The 15,515-nt window shown below is 70.1% G+C and carries 16 protein-coding genes and 1 pseudogene; 3 read left to right on the forward strand and 14 right to left on the reverse strand.

All coding sequences use genetic code 11. The annotated features are described in order from the left end of the window. Window positions 1-227 (forward strand): annotated as a pseudogene (locus VF330_RS06430) (O-succinylbenzoate synthase); the annotation flags it as partial. Here the strand turns inward: VF330_RS06430 and VF330_RS06435 are convergent. From VF330_RS06435 to VF330_RS06475, 9 genes are all read right to left on the reverse strand, one after another. Then, window positions 215-817, reverse strand: a complete 603-nt coding sequence (locus VF330_RS06435) for a Uma2 family endonuclease (protein ID WP_330850571.1) — start codon at window positions 815-817, stop codon at window positions 215-217. The pseudogene VF330_RS06430 and the gene VF330_RS06435 sit on opposite strands and share 13 nt — an antisense overlap. Before the next feature lie 115 nt (window positions 818-932). After that, window positions 933-2,018 (reverse strand): CapA family protein, encoded by a 1,086-nt coding sequence (locus VF330_RS06440; RefSeq protein ID WP_330850572.1) that lies wholly within the window; start codon window positions 2,016-2,018, stop codon window positions 933-935. 26 nt (window positions 2,019-2,044) lie between these two features. After that, window positions 2,045-2,641: an SRPBCC family protein gene (locus tag VF330_RS06445; protein WP_330850573.1), complete on the reverse strand. Its 597-nt coding sequence runs from the start codon at window positions 2,639-2,641 to the stop codon at window positions 2,045-2,047. Further along, entirely contained in the window at window positions 2,638-3,462 is an 825-nt protein-coding gene (locus VF330_RS06450; protein ID WP_330850574.1) for an FAD binding domain-containing protein, read from the reverse strand. The genes VF330_RS06445 and VF330_RS06450 overlap by 4 nt, the downstream gene beginning before the upstream one ends. Next, complete coding sequence (locus VF330_RS06455; protein ID WP_330850575.1) at window positions 3,459-5,885, reverse strand: xanthine dehydrogenase family protein molybdopterin-binding subunit; 2,427 nt, start codon at window positions 5,883-5,885, stop codon at window positions 3,459-3,461. The genes VF330_RS06450 and VF330_RS06455 overlap by 4 nt, the downstream gene beginning before the upstream one ends. Next, a complete protein-coding gene (locus tag VF330_RS06460; RefSeq protein ID WP_330850576.1) occupies window positions 5,882-6,424 on the reverse strand; it encodes a (2Fe-2S)-binding protein in 543 nt (180 codons plus the stop codon). Before VF330_RS06460 ends, VF330_RS06455 begins: the two co-directional genes overlap by 4 nt. Before the next feature lie 77 nt (window positions 6,425-6,501). Beyond that, window positions 6,502-7,593 (reverse strand): XdhC/CoxI family protein, encoded by a 1,092-nt coding sequence (locus VF330_RS06465; protein ID WP_330850577.1) that lies wholly within the window; start codon window positions 7,591-7,593, stop codon window positions 6,502-6,504. Continuing rightward, entirely contained in the window at window positions 7,586-8,560 is a 975-nt protein-coding gene (locus tag VF330_RS06470) for a vWA domain-containing protein (RefSeq protein ID WP_330850578.1), read from the reverse strand. The genes VF330_RS06465 and VF330_RS06470 overlap by 8 nt, the downstream gene beginning before the upstream one ends. After that, on the reverse strand, window positions 8,557-9,387 hold the full coding sequence (locus VF330_RS06475) for a MoxR family ATPase (RefSeq protein WP_330850579.1): 831 nt from the start codon (window positions 9,385-9,387) through the stop codon (window positions 8,557-8,559). Before VF330_RS06475 ends, VF330_RS06470 begins: the two co-directional genes overlap by 4 nt. 29 nt (window positions 9,388-9,416) lie before the next feature. Here VF330_RS06475 and VF330_RS06480 point away from each other — a divergent pair, with 29 nt between their 5' ends. Beyond that, the gene (locus VF330_RS06480) at window positions 9,417-9,800 is read left to right on the forward strand and encodes a VOC family protein (protein WP_330850580.1); all 384 of its coding nucleotides are present in this window, start codon (window positions 9,417-9,419) and stop codon (window positions 9,798-9,800) included. On the opposite strand, the gene VF330_RS06485 is transcribed toward VF330_RS06480, so the two are convergent. Beyond that, entirely contained in the window at window positions 9,797-10,663 is an 867-nt protein-coding gene (locus tag VF330_RS06485) for a MerR family transcriptional regulator (protein WP_330850581.1), read from the reverse strand. The genes VF330_RS06480 and VF330_RS06485 overlap by 4 nt on opposite strands. Before the next feature lie 120 nt (window positions 10,664-10,783). On the opposite strand from VF330_RS06485, the gene VF330_RS06490 reads away from it, so the two are divergent. Continuing rightward, complete coding sequence (locus VF330_RS06490; protein ID WP_330850582.1) at window positions 10,784-11,014, forward strand: PspC domain-containing protein; 231 nt, start codon at window positions 10,784-10,786, stop codon at window positions 11,012-11,014. On the opposite strand, the gene VF330_RS06495 is transcribed toward VF330_RS06490, so the two are convergent. Genes VF330_RS06495 through VF330_RS06510 form a run of 4 tightly spaced genes read right to left on the reverse strand, consistent with a single transcriptional unit; the run spans window position 11,015 to window position 15,376 of the window. Continuing rightward, window positions 11,015-12,385 carry a beta-N-acetylhexosaminidase gene (locus tag VF330_RS06495; protein WP_330850583.1) on the reverse strand — a complete coding sequence of 457 codons (1,371 nt, stop codon included), beginning with the start codon at window positions 12,383-12,385 and terminating at the stop codon, window positions 11,015-11,017. Further along, window positions 12,382-13,215, reverse strand: coding sequence for a carbohydrate ABC transporter permease (locus VF330_RS06500; RefSeq protein ID WP_330850584.1), 834 nt, complete (start codon window positions 13,213-13,215; stop codon window positions 12,382-12,384). Before VF330_RS06500 ends, VF330_RS06495 begins: the two co-directional genes overlap by 4 nt. Beyond that, a complete protein-coding gene (locus VF330_RS06505) occupies window positions 13,212-14,096 on the reverse strand; it encodes a sugar ABC transporter permease (RefSeq protein WP_330850585.1) in 885 nt (294 codons plus the stop codon). The genes VF330_RS06500 and VF330_RS06505 overlap by 4 nt, the downstream gene beginning before the upstream one ends. Before the next feature lie 2 nt (window positions 14,097-14,098). Continuing rightward, window positions 14,099-15,376, reverse strand: a complete 1,278-nt coding sequence (locus VF330_RS06510) for an extracellular solute-binding protein (RefSeq protein WP_330850586.1) — start codon at window positions 15,374-15,376, stop codon at window positions 14,099-14,101. Window positions 15,377-15,515 lie beyond the last annotated feature (139 nt).

Below are 15,515 nucleotides of genomic sequence, written 5' to 3' on the forward strand. Positions count from 1 at the left end.
TGGCGTTGGCGGCGGCGCTGCCGGAGCTCGAGTACGCGTGCGGGCTGGCGACGCTGCAACTGCTGGACGGGGACGTGACCGGCGACTCGCTCGTGCCGGTGGACGGGTACCTGCCGGTGCTCGGTCGGGCTCCCGTGCCGGATCGCGTCTTGGAGTTCGAGAGCGGTGACCGGGCGTGGGTCGACCGGTACGAACGGGTGCTGGCCAAGCTCAGTCAGCAGAGCTGATTGACGGCGATCTTCACCGGGAAAGGCTCGGTGGCCTCGTAGACGCCGGCTTCCGCCGGAGCTTCCTGGTAGCCGAACTCGCCCGCGAAGTGCAGCGCAGCTAGGGAGACCGGCTTGTCCACATCGATGATCCAGTAGAACGGGATGCAGGCGTCGCAGTACTCATCACGCTTGGTCCGATAGTCGGTTCGTTTCGAGCTCGGCGACAGGATCTCGACCACCAGCACGACCTCGGACGCGCGGAGCAGACCGCCCTCCCGGTCCACCCTGTCGACCTCGGCTCGGCTCACCACGACGAGGTCGGGGCGGCGCACTGAGCCGGGCTCGTCCGGCGGCGCGAGCTGCAGGTCGATGTCGATGTCCGGGATCACTCGGTGTGTGCTCGGCACCTGGTCGCGGAGCTGGGCGTGCAACTCCCCGAGGATGATGTTGTGGCGGGGGTTGGGGCTGGGGGTCATGATCAGACGGCCTCGTACCAGTTCCGTGAAGCCGTCTTCGGTCTCTCCGAGCGCGGCGTACTGAGCGACGGTCAACAGCCCCGTCGGAACAGCAGGCAGACGCCTCGGAGGCCTGTCGGGTAGTGCGGTCACCGCGTCTCCTTCCGTCTCAGTCACCTTCGCACACGTGAGCGAACCCAAAGGGGAGCTTACGCAACTCCAGCTCATGGACCAGCAGTTTTACCAAAAGGTTCAGCCTTTCGAGTGGTCACGGCCGCCCCCGCACCAGCCCCTGCTGGTTGGCCCCCAAGCTGAACACCACACCCTCGGTCCGTGTGATCGCCTCAGTCCGTCGAGGAGTGATGGGCACCCGAGTCAGGTCCACCAACCGGATCGGCGGCCCCAACTCGACCAGCGTCGGCGTGTACGAAGCCTCGACCACGGACCACCCGGAGGGCCCCTGCTCGAACCGGAACCGCGCGATCGCCCCCTCCTCGGTCACGCCACGAGGCTCGGCATGGCGTGCGACCTCGTTGCCGAGCCCGTAGGCCACCCACTTGTCGCCGATCTTCTCGAACGGCTGGACGACGTGGACGTGCGTGCCGATGATCAGGTCCAGGGCCGGGTCGGCCAGCAGCTGACGGGCCAGCGCCTTCTGGTCCGGGGTCGCCTCGTGCTGGTACTCGTTGCCCCACTGCACGGACAGCACGACCACCTCGGCGCCCGCGGCGCGGGCCGCCCGTGCGTCGGCGAGGATCTTGTCGGCGTTGATCTGGTTCGCGCGCCACGGCTGGGGCAGCGGGATGCCGTTGAAGCCGTAGGTGAACGACAGCTGGGCCACGCGAACCCCGCCCGCGTCCAGGATCAGCGGCGCGGCGGCTTCCTCGGCGGTGCGGAACGAGCCGGTGTGCTTCAGGCCGACGGCGTCCATCGCGTCCAGGGTCGTCTGGATGGCCGAGACGCCTCGGTCGAGGGTGTGGTTCGAGGCGGTCGAGCAGGAGTCGTAGCCGACGTCGACCAGGCCCTTCGCCACCTCCGGCGGCGCCAGGAAGGCGGGGTAGCCGAAGAACGGGCCCTCCTTCGGGCCCAGCGGGACCTCCAGGTGGCACAGGGACAGGTCGGCCTTCAGCGTCTCGCGCACGCCCTCGAACAGCGGCAGGAAGGTGCGGCCCGCGGCGCCGCCGTCGGCGACCGCCTGGTCGGTGAGGGCGGGGTGGATCAGGACGTCGCCGCCCGCGGTCAGCGTGAACGAGCGCGGTGGGGGCGGGCCGGACGACACCGGCGACGGGGGTGCGGGCGTGACGACGACCGGGGAGCCGGTGCACGCGGACAGCGCGAAGCCGGTGGCCAGCACGAGTGCCGGCCACCGGACCGCACGGTTCAGCGGTGCCGCCGGCGCCGCAGGACCACGAACAGCACCACGGCCAGCGCCGCGCCCGCGACGGGCAGGGCGCGCTTCAGGACCGGTACTCCTGCGGTGTCGATCAGGTCGATCGGCTCGTCGGGTACGACTCGGAGATGCTGCTGTTGGGCCACCTCGTCAGGATCCCCGGAACCCAGCGTGCCCGCCAGGCATTCGGCGAACTGGCCGACGAGCTTGCCGCTGACCTCGGAGATCAGTCCGCGTCCCAACTGGGCGGGGCGGCCGGTGATCGCCAGGTCGGTCTCCACCTCGACGGTGTCGCCGACCTGGAACGTCACCGTGGCGGACGCCGTGCCGTTGCCGCGGGCGTCCTTGCCGGACGCCTTGAGCACGGCACGGCGCTGTTCCGGGTCGACGTCGACGAACTCGCCGGTGCCGCGGTACAGCAGCTGCACCGGGCCGAGCTTGACCTTCACCTCCCCGCTGAACGTCCTGCCCTCGACCGAGGTCAGCGTGGCGCCGGGCAGGCACGGCGCCACCCGCTCCGGGTCGAGCAGCGCCTCCCACACCACCTCGGCGGGGCCGGGTGAGACGAACGAGTGCGTCAACTTCATCCCGCTACCGCCGCCGTCAGCGCACGGCCGGTGAGCACGCGGGCCAGGTTGTCCTTGTAGCTGTCGCCCGAGGACGCCCGCAGCGCCGCCGCCGAGATCACGTCGGCCGAGGCCTCCTGCCCGACCAGCGCGGACTCGACGTCGACCGCGCGCACCGGACCCGCTCCCACGTTCGTGAGACCGACCCTGGCGGCCGCGATCGAGCCGTCGCGGACCTGCACGGCCGCCGCGACGGCCACGATCGACCACGCCTGCGCGACCCGGTTGAGCTTCTCGTAGTGCGCGCTCCAGCCCGTGTACTTCGGCACCCGCACGTCGACCAGGATCTCGTCGGGTGCCAGTGCGGTCGTGAAGTAGTCGACGAAGAACTCCGCCGCGGGCACCTCGCGCCGCCCACCTGGACCGGCGATGACCATCACCGCGTCCAGGGCCAGCGCGGGGGCCAGCAGGTCGCCTGCCGGGTCCGCGTGGGCGAGCGCGCCGCCGAACGTGCCGCGGTGGCGCACCTGCGGGTCGGCGACGGTGTCGGTGACCAGCTTCAACAACAACGCGTGGTCCTGCACGAGGTGGTCGCGCTGCACCTCGTAGTGCGTGGTCATGGCACCGATCAGCAACGAGTCGCCGTCGTCGCGGACGCCGGTCAGCTCGGTCAGGCCGCCGAGGTCGATCAACGCCGTGGGCGCCGCCAGCCGCATGCGCAGCACCGGCACGAGCGACTGACCGCCCGCGAGCACCTTCGCGTCCTCGCCCTCCTCGGCGAGCATCCGCACGGCCTCGTCCACCGAGGACGGGAACAGGTACTTGAACTCCGCCGGGATCACGACTGTCCTCCCTGCGCGTCGATCGAACCGAGCCCGCCCGCCGCCACGTCACCGGCGCCGGGGTCACCACGTCCCTGCAAGGCCGTCCACACGCGTTCCGGCGACATCGGCATCTCGATGTCCCGGACGCCCAGGTGCCGCACGGCGTCCAGCACGCTGTTCACCACGGCCGGCGTCGAGGCGATCGTGCCCGCCTCGCCGACGCCCTTGGCGCCCAACGGGTTCGACGTCGCCGGGGTCGTGGTCCGGTCGGTGATGAACGACGGCAGGTCGGCCGCGCACGGCAGCAGGTAGTCCGCGAAGGTCGCCGACGTCAGGGTGCCCATCTCGTCGTGGGTGGCCTCTTCGTACAACGCCTGCGCGATGCCCTGCGCCAGTCCGCCGTGCACCTGACCGTCGACGATCAACGGGTTCATGACGGTGCCGACGTCGTCCACGGCCACGTACCGGACGATCTTCACCATGCCGGTCTCGGTGTCGACCTCCGCCGCGCACAGGTGGGTTCCGTGCGGGTACGAGAAGTTGTCCGGGTCGTACGTGGCGTCGGCGTCCATGCCGGGTTCCATGCCCTCGGGCAGGTCGTGCGCCACGTGCGCGGCCAGCACGACGTCGCCCAGCGACCGGGCGGTCGACGTCCCGCGCACGGAGAACGAGCCCGACGCGAACTCCACGTCCGCCTCGTCGCACTCCATCATGTGCGCGGCCAGGGTCCTGGCCTTGGCGAGCACCTTGTCCGCCGCCTGCACCAGCGCGGTGCCGCCCACGGCCAGCGACCGCGAGCCGTAGCTGTCCATGCCCTTGTGGGACGTGGCGGTGTCGCCGTGCAGCACCTCGACGTCCTCGAACGGCACGCCGAGCTTGTCCGCGACGATCTGCGACCACACCGTCTCGTGGCCCTGCCCGTGCGGCGACGTCCCGGTGATCACCTCGACCTTGCCGGTGGGCAGCATGCGGATCGACGCGGTCTCCCACCCGCCCGCGCCGTACCGCAGCGCGCCCAGCACCCGCGACGGCGCGAGGCCGCACATCTCGGTGTACGTGGAGATCCCGATGCCCAGCTGCACCGCGGAACCGTCCGCACGACGACGCGCCTGCTCCTCGCGCAGCGCCTCGTAGTCGAACAGCTCCATCGCGCGCGCCGTCGCGGCCTCGTAGTTGCCCGAGTCGTAGGTGAGCCCGGCGACCGAGGTGAACGGGAACTCCTCGTGCTTGATCCAGTTCAGCTCGCGGAGCTTCATCGGGTCCATGTCCAGCTCGACCGCGAGCTCGTCCATCATCCGCTCGATCGCGAACGTGGCCTCGGGGCGGCCGGCACCGCGGTAGGCGTCCGTCGGCACCTTGTTCGTGAACACGTTGGTGCACACGAACCGGTAGGCCGCGAACTTGTAGATCGCGTTGAACATGAACGCGCCCAGGATCGGCACGCCCGGCGTGACCAGGCGCAGGTACGCGCCCATGTCGGCGAGCAGCTCGACCTTGAGCCCGGTGACGGTGCCGTCGCGGCGGGCCGCCAGCGTGATCTTCTGGATCTGGTCGCGGCCGTGGTGCGCGGACAGCATCGACTCGGTGCGCGTCTCGGTCCACTTCACCGGCCGGTTCATCCGCCGCGCCACCAGCAGGCACAGCAGCTCCTCCGGCGTGACCTGGAGCTTGCCGCCGAACCCGCCGCCGACGTCCGGCGCGATCACCCGGAGCTTGCTCTCGGAGATGCCCGTGACGGCCGACAGCATCCAGCGCAGGATGTGCGGGATCTGGGTCGCGGACCAGACGGTGAACATGCCGGCGGTCGAGTCGACGACGACCGACCGCGGTTCCATGAACGCCGGGATCAGCCGCTGCTGCCGGAACGTCCGCTCGACCACGACCTCGGCGGCGGAGATCTCGTCCTCGACGTCCGTGCCGCTGCCGGCCTCGGCGGAGTCGAAGATCCACGTCGCGCACTTGTTCGTGCCGATGTCCTCGTGCACGAGGTCGTTGTCCAGCAACGCCTCCTCCATGTCGAGCACGACCGGCAGCTCGTCGTAGTCGACGTCGATCTCGGCCAGCGCGTCCGCGGCGTGGTAGGCGCTGTCGGCGATCACCAGCGCCACCGCCTCGCCGGCGAAGTTGACGCGGTCGACGGCCAGCGCGGGCGCGGCGGGCGACTTCATGTCCTCGGTGATCGGCCACGCGCAGGGCAGCGAGCCCTGTTCGGCGGCGAAGTCCTCACCGGTGAACACCACGGCCACGCCGGGCATCGCGGTCGCCCGGCTCACGTCGATGTTCGTGATGCGGGCGTGGGCGACGGGGCTGCGCAGCACGGCCATGTGCAGCATGCCGGTGAGCTGGAGGTTGTCGGTCCACCGGGTCTGACCGGTGATCAGCCGCGCGTCCTCCTTGCGGAGCCGGGCCTTGCCGATCTCCGGTTCGGCTGTGGCGGTCATTCGCCACCTACCGGCTGCTTCGCGGCGGCGGTGCCGACGTCGGAGTCGCTGTGGCGCTCGATCTCCGGACCGGCGCCGGGCTTCATGCTCTGCGCGGCGTCCTGGACGGCGCGGACGATGTTCTGGTAGCCCGTGCACCGGCAGAGGTTGCCCTCCAGCCCCTTCCGCACGGTCTCGTCGTCGGGATCGGGTTCGTCGGCCAGCAGGTCGATGGCCTGCATGATCATGCCGGGGGTGCAGAAACCGCACTGCAACGCGTGGTTCTGGCGAAAGGCGTGCTGCACGGGGTGCAGCTTGCCGTCGCGGGCGAGGCCTTCGATCGTGGTGACCTCGTGCCCGTTCGCCTGGACCGCGAACAACGAGCACGACTTCACGCTGTGGCCGTCCAAGTGCACCGTGCAAGCACCGCAGTTTCCGGTGTCACAGCCGACGACGGTGCCGGTCTTGCCCAGGCGCTCGCGCAGGTAGTGCACGAGCAGGAGCCGGGGCTCGACCTCGTCGGCGTACGTCACTCCGTCGACGTTGACCGAGATGTGCATGAACCCTCCCAGTGGTGGGTGATCATGTGACGAGGGCCACTCCAGCCTCCTCCCTGTTTGCCGGTTCAACAACCCGATCACCGGTGAATCGGCAGTTCGATCTCCGCGAGACGGCGCCCGGTTCCCTTCCACCGCAAGGAAATGATCTCCGCGGCAATCGCAACTGCGGTCTCCTCGGGCGTGCGGGCGCCGAGATCGAGGCCGATCGGGGACGACAACGCCGCAAGTTCGGATTCGGTCAAACCCGCCTCCCGCAAGCGGTTCAGTCGATCTTCATGTGTGCGGCGCGACCCCATCGCTCCGATGTAGCCAACCTTCAGTCGCAACGCGACTTCCAGCAACGGCACGTCGAACTTCGGATCGTGCGTGAGAACGGCGATCACCGTGCGTTCGTCGAGCTTGGACGCTTCGCCTTCGAGGTACTTGTGCGGCCACGCGACGACGACCTCGTCCGCCTCCGGGAAACGGGAGCGTGTCGCGAACACGGGCCGTGCGTCGCACACGGTCACGCGGTAACCGAGAAACGCGCCGAGCCGGGCCATCGCCGCGGCGAAGTCGATCGCTCCGAACACGAGCATGCGCGGCGGCGGCTCGAACGAGTTCACGAACACGCTCATGCCCTCACCACGGCGCTGACCGTCCGGTCCGTACTGGAGCACGCCGCTGCGCCCCGACGCGAGCATCCCGCGCGCGTCGTCGGTGACGGCGTCGTCGACGCGCGACGACCCCAGGCTGCCATCGCGCCGGTCGGGCCAGACGACCATGCGCCGCCCGATGCCGTCGGGGTGCTCGATGACGGTCGCGACGGCCACCGGTTCCTCGGCGCGCACGGTCTCCACGACCTCGGCGAGCTGCGGGAACGTCCGGGCGTTGATCTTCTCGACGTAGATGTCGATGATCCCGCCGCAGGTCAGCCCCACGGCGAACGCGTCGTCGTCGCTCACCCCGTACCGCTGCAGGACCGGCTCGTCCGTCTCCTGCGCGAGGTCGTAGACGGCACCCTCGACGCACCCGCCGGAGACGCTGCCGACCGCCTCGCCGTCCTGCGTCACGAGCATCGCCGCCCCCGCCGGCCGGGGAGCCGAGCTGAAGGTCGCGACGACCGTCCCGACGCCGACGGTCTCCCCGTTCGCCACCCGTTCGGCGAGGTCGTAGAGGACATCACGCACGGCGCACCTCCTTCAGCAGTTCTTCCAACGCGTGCACGCTGTGTCCGGCGACCATCGCGTCGACGTGCGGCAGGACCGCCACCACGCCGCGCTGCACCGGCTCGTACCCGGCCTTGCCCGCGTGCGGGTTGGCCCAGACGACCTTGTGGCTCACCCGCCGCAGCCGCGCCATCTCGGTCGCCAGCAGCGCCGGGGCGCCGCGTTCCCAGCCGTCGCTGAACAGCACGACCACCGCGCCCCGCTGCCGCCACTGCTGGTTGAACCGCCGCAGCGCGTCGCCGAGCCGGGTGCCGCCCTCGTAGTCCGGGATGGCCCTGCCCGCGGCCCGCAGCGCCCGTTCGGGGTCGCGTTCCCGCAGCTGACGGGTCACGCGGGTGAGCCGGGTGCCGATCGTGCGGACCTCGACGGGCATGGCGTGCGCGATCACGTGCGCGAACCGCAGCAGTGCGTCGGAGTAGGGGGCCATCGAGCCGGACACGTCGATCAGCAGCACGAGCCGACGGGCCTTCACGCCCCGGCGGCGGTGTCTCGGCAACGCGATCTCGCCGCCGGTCTCGATCATCGCGCGCACCGTGCGGGCCAGGTCCACCCGCCCGCGCCGGGCCTTGCGGAGCCGGCGCGACCGGCGGCGCGGCGGGAGCGGTCTCAGCCGGGCGATCAACGGCGCGGCGTCGAACTCGGAGATGTCCTTGTGCTTCAGCACTTCCACATCGGACGCGGCCACGCCGACGGTCATCGAGTCGAGCTCGACGGTCGCCCGCGGCCGGGGCGGGGTGCCGCCGAAGTACGCGCGGTAGACGGCGTCGTAGCGCGGCAGGTCGTCCGGGTCGGCGCACAGCGTGAGGCGTCCGGCCCAGTACAGGTCCACGTGCTCGGTGGCCCGCAGGAACGCCTGGACGCGGTCGGGCCCGCACTGGAGCCCGGCGCCCCGCAGGACGCTCGTGAACCCGACGCAGGCCTCCGTCATCCCACGATTGTGCTCCCGATCACGCGATCCGCGTCCTCCCGGTACTTCAGGACGGCGCCGAGGGTCGTCGCGTCGGGTTCGGTGCGGCCGAGTGCTTGCAGCGCGCGGGCCCAGTCGAGCGATTCGGCGACGCCCGGCGGTTTGAGCAGGTCGAGGCCCCGCATCTGCCCGACGGCCTCCGCGACCTTTCGAGCGAGCCGTTCGTCGAGACCGGGCAGCGTGCGGCGCAGGATGGCGACCTCGCGGTCGAGCGAGGGGTGCTCCAGCCAGTGGTAGAGGCAGCGGCGCTTCAACGCGTCGTGCACCTCGCGCGTGCGGTTGGAGGTCAGGACCGTCAACGGCGGTGTCGTCGCCCTGATCTCGCCGAACTCCGGGATGCTGACCGCGTTCTCGCTCAGGACCTCCAGCAGGAACGCCTCGAACTCGTCGTCTGCGCGGTCGATCTCGTCGACCAGCAGCACGCACGGCGCGTTCTCCAACGCCTGCAGCAACGGCCGTGCCAGCAGGAACCGTCGCGTGTAGAGCGAGGCCTCGTCCACCTCACCCCGCGTCTCCAGCACCCGCAGGTGCATGAGCTGGCGCGGGTAGTCCCAGTCGTACAGCGCCTGGGTGGCGTCGATGCCCTCGTGGCACTGCAACCGGATCAGCGGCACGTCCAGCGCCTTGGCCAGCGCGAGCGCGAGCGACGTCTTGCCGGTGCCGGGTTCGCCCTCCAGGAACAGCGGCCGTCCCATCCGGAGCGCGAGGAACGCCGCCGTCGCGACCCCGCCGTCCGGCAGGTACCCCGCGCCGTCGAGCCCTGCCGCCAGCTCCTCAGGGGACTCCATGAAGGTCAGGGTACGACTAACCTGGGCGGATGGGGTCGATCAAGAAAGTCCAGGTCACGTTCGACTGCGCGGAACCCGTGCGCGTCGCGGAGTTCTGGAGCCAGGTGCTCGGCTACGACGCACCGCCGGAGAGCGACGGGTCGTGGTCCGCCTGCGCCGACCCGACGGGCGAGGGTCCGCGGTTCTACTTCCAGCGCGTTCCCGAGGGCAAGGTCGTGAAGAACCGCGTGCACGTCTGCGTGCGGGCCGGCACCGGGCTCGTCGGTGCCGAACGCCTCGCCGCCCTGCAGGCCGAACGCGCACGGCTGGAACCGCTCGGTGCGACGCTGGTGCGCGTGATGGAGGCCGACGACGAGAACGAGTCGTGCATCGTCATGCAGGACGTCGAGGGCAACGAGTTCTGCCTGGACTAGGGCGCCGCTGAGTCCTGGACGGACAGCTCCAGGGCCAGCTCCATGCAGCGCAGCCGGGCCGGGGAGAAGTCGTAGGGCATCTTGCCGACCGCCTCGAACGCGCTCATGGAGCCGGGCGGCCGCTCGACGGGGCCGAGGTCGTCCGCGGGAGCGGGGTGCAGGGCGTCCCAGGCGTCGAAGAGGGCGTCGTCGGCCTCGTTCTGGCCGGACTCCTCCAGGAAGTCCTGCAGGACGGTTTCGAAGGCGTGCCGCTCGGCCGCCACCAGGGCCACCCGCGGGTCGTCGACGGCGACGCCGTCGTCGAGGGCCTCCTCGGCGGCGTCCACGCGGTCGGACTCCGCCCGCAGAGCGGGGTTCGTGGCCAGTGCGACGAAGCGGCCGGCCTGGACGGCCGCGCCGAGCGGGCCGAAGATCCGTTCGGTCACCAGCAGGGTGTCGAGGTCCGCCGCACGCAGTGAGCCCTCCGGGAGGCCCTTGAGGCGGTCGGCGACGAAGTCGGAGAGCAGGCCCATCCGGCTGCCTTCCGCGCGCATCCGCTGCACGGCGGCCCGTTGCCGCCGCAGCTCCGCCTCCTGCGCGGCGAGGGAGTCCTCCAACCGCTCCAGGACGCCCGCGATGTCGCCGCCGCTGGTGAAGGCGTCGCGGATGTCGTCCAGGGCGATCCCCGCGTCGGCCGTCCTGCGGACCCACAGCAGGCGGATCATGTCCTCGTAGCCGTAGCGGCGGCGGCCGTCACCGCCGCGTTCCGGCTCGGGGAGCAGGCCGATCTCGTGGTAGTGGCGGATGGTCCGCGGCGTGCAGCCGGCGAAGGCCGCGGCGTCACCGATCTTGACCTGGCGAGGTGGCGTGAAGGACGAAGGCACCGGTCCACTGGACCACATGCCGCTGCGGAAGGTGCAACCCTGACCCGGCCACCCCGGTTCAGGGTCCGGTTCGGGGTGGTCACCGATGTGCTGGGCCGCGGTTTCGACGACTCTTGAGCCATGACGAACAACGTGCTCAACGAAGCCACCGACCAGGTCAAGAAGCTCCGTCGCAGTCGCAGCGACAAGATGCTCGCCGGTGTCTGCGGCGGTGTCGCCAAGATGATCGGGGTCGACGCCGCGATCCTGCGGATCATCCTCGTGGCGGCGACGCTGCTCGGGTTCGGCACCGGAGCGATCCTCTACGCCGCCGCCTGGATCCTCATGCCCGAGGAAGAGCCGGCCGTGTGATCACCGTGGAAAACCGGGGACACCAGGTAGCCGCTGCCAGGGGTGGGGTCCGGTGAGGGGCCGGTACTCCACCCCGAGGGCGTCGAGCCTCGGCAGGTGGTGCTCCTGGAGCCGTTGCAGGAACAGCGGATCCTTCTCCGCCGGGGACCACACGACCTCGGCGAACGCGGCCAGTCTCGGGAACGCCGCGTAGTCCACCCGCCGGGCCGAGTCGAGGTGCTCGGTCCAGATGTTCGCCTGGGCGCCCAGCAACCGCCCCGGTTCGTCCCCGGTGAGCTCCGCCGGCTCCGGGTCCCACGCGTAGACGTCCTCCAGCGTGGTGAGCGTCCCGACGGGGATCGGTTCGTCCGCCCCGTCCGACTGCCGGTAGTCCAGGTACACGAACTGCTCCGGGCACATCACCACGTCATGCCCGTCGCGCAACGCCGTGACGCCGCCCTGGACACCGCGCCACGACGCGACCACCGTGCTTTCCGGCAACGGGCGTGAGTCCAGGACCTCGTCCCACCCGTACGGCCGCCGTCCCCTGCGCGCGATGTGCTCCGCGATCGCCCGCACCAGCACGCCGTCCTCGTGACCGGGCGCCTCGTCGCCGCCGAGTCCGACGACCTCGGCCGGGAAGACGTCCATCAGCTCGTCGAACACGTTCCGGTAGAAGTCCATCGTGGACTCGTCCGTGTTGAGCACGCGTTCGTTGACGCCCCAGTCCGTCCAGACCCCGCCGCCGTGCAGGCCGAGCTCCGGGTAGGCGGCGACCGCCGCCTGCGAGTGGCCGGGGATGTCGATCTCCGGCACGACCGTGATGTGCCGCGCCCGCGCGTACTCGACGATCTCGCGCAGGTCGTCCTGCGTGTAGAAACCGCCGTGCGGACGGCCTTTCAGCCCTCCGGAGCGCCGGTCGCCGAAGCGCGAGTCCTCCCGCCACGACCCGACCTCGGTGAGCTTCGGGTAGCGCAGGACCTCGAAGCGCCAGCCCTGGTCGTCGGTGAGGTGCAGGTGCAGGACGTTGAGCTTGTGCGCGGACAGCAGCTCGACCCAGCGCAGCACCTCCCGCTTGGGCAGGAAGTGCCGTGCCACGTCGAGCATCACGCCGCGCCACGGGAACCGCGGGTGGTCGACGACCTCGCACGCGGGGATGACCGCCGGTTTCTCGCCGGCGGCCCGGAACGACCGCGGTCCGAGCAGCTGCCGCAACGTCTGCAGCGCGTTCATCTCGCCCTCGGCGTCGTGCGCCTCGATCAGCACGCCGTCGTCGGACGAGAGGAGCCGGTAGCCGCCGGGCGGCCCGTCCGTGAGGACGGTGTTCCAGCCCCGGTACTCGCAGAGCCGCCCACCGTCCACGTAGGACACCGGGCGCGGCAGGAGGTTCATCCCTTCACCGCCCCCGCGAGGCCGGAGACGAGACGTCGTTGCACGAGCACGAAGAAGATCAGCACAGGGATGGTCATCAGGGTGGAGCCCGCCATGATCGCGCCCCAATCGTTCTGGTCGGGTTTGACGAACACCTGGAGAGCCAGCGGCAGGGTCTGGTTCTCCACGGCCGAGATGATGAACGTCTTGGCGAACAGGAAGTCGTTCCAGGCGTGGATGAACGACAGCACGCTCGTCGCCACCAGTCCGGGCGCGACGAGCGGGAACAGCACCTGCCAGAGGAACCGGAACCGCGAGGCGCCGTCCAGGGTGGCGGCCTCCTCCAGCTCCACGGGCACCGCGGCGACGAAGCCCCGCAGCATCCAGATCGCGAACGGCAGGCTGAAGGCCAGGTGCACCAGCACCAGCGACCCGAGGTGGTTCAGGCCGAACACCGGCACCGAGTCGCCCACGGACCGCATCAGGAAGAACAGCGGCACGGTCAGCGCCTCGACCGGCACCATCTGCACCACCAGCAGCATGATCAGCAACGTCGTGCGGCTGCGGAACCGGAAGCGGGTCAGCGCGGTCGCCGCGAGGAACGAGATCAGGATGCTCAGTGCGACCACGATCAGCGCGACGATGATGCTGTTCACGAAGTAGCGGCCGAAGTTCGCGACGGTCAGCGCCCGCGTGAAGCTGTCGAGCGTCGGCCGCGTCGTCCACGGCACCGGGTCGGCCGAGATGATCTCGTCCTCCGGCTTGAACGCGGACAGCACCATCCAGAACAGCGGGAACGCCACCACCGCGGCGACGACGAGGACGAACCCCTCGGTCAGCCAGCGCCTCACAGGACCTCCCCCGACCGCCGCAGCGCGCGGAGGTAGAACATCGTGATTCCCAGCAGCAGCACGGTCATCACGACACCGATGGCCGCGCCCAGGCCGTACTCGGACGCCGCGAACGCCTGCTGGTAGGCGTAGACGTTGAGCACGAGGTTGCGCCCGGCGATGCCGCCGCCGTTCGTCATCACGTAGATCTGCGTGAAGACCTTGAAGTCCCAGATGATCGACTGGATCGTCACCACGAGGATGATCGGCCGCAGCAACGGCAGCGTGACGCTCCACGCCGTGCGGAACGCCGACGCGCCGTCCAGCGCGGCGGCCTCCAGCACCTCGCCCGGGATCGCCTTGATGCCCGCGTAGAGCGTCACCATGACGAACGGGAACGAGCACCAGATCACCTGTGCCGCGACCAGTCCGAACGCCGTCCACTTGTCGAACGTCCAGGAGAAGCCCTGGATGCCCAGGACCTCGTTGACGAAGCCGAAGTTCGCGTCGAACAGGAAGAGCCAGATCGTCGAGCCGGCGACCGCGGGCGTGGACCACGCGCCGAGCGCCGCCAGGAACAACGTCATCCGGACCCACGTGCGGACGCGGGTCGCGAGGACCGCGAGGAACGCGCCCACCAGCAACGTGCCGACCACGCAGACCGCCGCGAACGCGACGGTCTGCCCGAGCACACCCCAGAACTGCTGGTCCCCCAACAGCTTCTGGTAGTTGCCGAGACCCAGGAACGTCAGCGGCGCGCCGCCGCTGACCTGTTCCTGGCCGTAGTCGTAGAGCGAGATGAGCACCAGCTGGTAGATCGGGTAGGCCAGCAGGCCCGCGAGCACCAGCAGCGCTGGAGCCAGGTAGGCGAACGCGGTCCGCCCCTGGCCTTTGGCGGTCACGCTCACGACGTGAAGGCCGCGTTCATGGTCTTGGCGGCGTCGGCGGTGGCCGTGTCGACGTTCTTCGCGCCGGTGACGACCTCCTGGATCATCGTCGGCACCACGGTCTGCGCCTCGATCTTCGCCCACGCCGGCGTGACGGGGACGAACTTCGTCCCGGACTGCAGGGTCTTGGTGAACGGCTCCAGGAACTTGTCGGAGTCGCTGACCTGCTTCTGCACGTCGCCGAACGTCGGCAGGTTCCCCATCGCCGCGTACATCTTCTGCTGGTACTTCTTCGACGCGAGCAGCTGCGTGAACTCGTTGGCGAGCGTCTTGCGCTGCGTGCCCTTCATGACGCCGAGCAGGTTGCCGCCGGCGAACGCGGGCGCGATCGAGCCCTTCTCCTTGCCGGGCAGCGGGACGACGCCGTACTTGCCGGCGGCGCTGGAGGCGTCGACGGACTTGCGGTTGAAGTCGCCACCGATGGTCATCGCGGCCTTGCCGGCCCGGAACGCCTCGACGCTCGCGTCACCGCCGTTGCCCGCGCAGGCGGCGGGCGGGCAGATGTCGTCCTTGATCAGCTCGGTGTACTTGGCGACACCGGCCTTGGCCTCGGCGCTGTCGATCGTGGCGGTGAACTTGCCGCCGTCCTGCTTGGCGATGTCGCCGCCCTGCGCCCAGATGAACGGCAGCGCCGCGAAGGTGTACTTGCCACCGGCGGAGATGCCGATCATCTCGGGCTTGCGCTGCCGGATCTCACGGGCGGTCGTGGCGATCTCGTCCAGCGTCGTGGGCGGCTTGAGGCCGAGCTCGTCGAACACGTCGGTGCGGTAGTAGAGCGCGCGCACGCCGACGAACCACGGCACGCCGTAGGTCTTCCCGTCGACCTTGGCCGTGTCGAGGACCGTCGGGACGAGGTCCTTGGACTCGACCCACCCGCCCAGGTCGAGCTCGGAGAAGCCGCCGGCGGAGACGTAGCCCGCGAGGTCGGTGTTGCCGAACTCGGCGACGTCCGGCGCGCTCTTGGGGTCGCTGAACGCGGCCTTGAAGCGCTCGGCCCTGCTCGCCACCTGGATGTACTGCACGTCGACGGTGACGCCGCTGTGCCTGCCCTGGAACTCGGAGATGGCCTCCTTCACCACGGCTTCCTTGGGACCGCGGTTGACCTCGTCGAACAGCCACACCCGCAGCTGCCCGGTCTGCTCGTCCGTCCCCGAGCTCGTCGGTCCCGACTGCACCGGTGCGCAGGCGACCACCGCGCCCACCCCCAGCACGGCCACGAAAGTCTTGAGCCGCATCGTCGCGCCCTCCACGTTGCGTATGTTGCAACAGCTATTTCACAGGAAGCAACGTGACTGTAGAACGGACCAGGGCAAGGGTCTAGACCAGAAGGGTGACCCATTCCCTCACAGAAGCGACGTCCACCGGTGAATCCCA

Source organism: Lentzea sp. (genome assembly GCF_036380075.1).
In the GTDB taxonomy this organism is placed as follows: domain Bacteria; phylum Actinomycetota; class Actinomycetes; order Mycobacteriales; family Pseudonocardiaceae; genus Lentzea.

What these genes read in the sequence shown, in the direction of transcription:
- VF330_RS06445 (WP_330850573.1), bottom strand. Translation starts at nt 2,641, where the DNA reads ATGAAGTTGACGCACTCGTTCGTCTCACCCGGCCCCGCCGAGGTGGTG.
- VF330_RS06455 (WP_330850575.1), bottom strand. Translation starts at nt 5,885, where the DNA reads ATGACCGCCACAGCCGAACCGGAGATCGGCAAGGCCCGGCTCCGCAAG.
- VF330_RS06460 (WP_330850576.1), bottom strand. Translation starts at nt 6,424, where the DNA reads ATGCACATCTCGGTCAACGTCGACGGAGTGACGTACGCCGACGAGGTC.
- VF330_RS06470 (WP_330850578.1), bottom strand. Translation starts at nt 8,560, where the DNA reads ATGACGGAGGCCTGCGTCGGGTTCACGAGCGTCCTGCGGGGCGCCGGG.
- VF330_RS06475 (WP_330850579.1), bottom strand. Translation starts at nt 9,387, where the DNA reads ATGGAGTCCCCTGAGGAGCTGGCGGCAGGGCTCGACGGCGCGGGGTAC.
- VF330_RS06480 (WP_330850580.1), top strand. Translation starts at nt 9,417, where the DNA reads ATGGGGTCGATCAAGAAAGTCCAGGTCACGTTCGACTGCGCGGAACCC.
- VF330_RS06490 (WP_330850582.1), top strand. Translation starts at nt 10,784, where the DNA reads ATGACGAACAACGTGCTCAACGAAGCCACCGACCAGGTCAAGAAGCTC.
- VF330_RS06495 (WP_330850583.1), bottom strand. Translation starts at nt 12,385, where the DNA reads ATGAACCTCCTGCCGCGCCCGGTGTCCTACGTGGACGGTGGGCGGCTC.
- VF330_RS06510 (WP_330850586.1), bottom strand. Translation starts at nt 15,376, where the DNA reads ATGCGGCTCAAGACTTTCGTGGCCGTGCTGGGGGTGGGCGCGGTGGTC.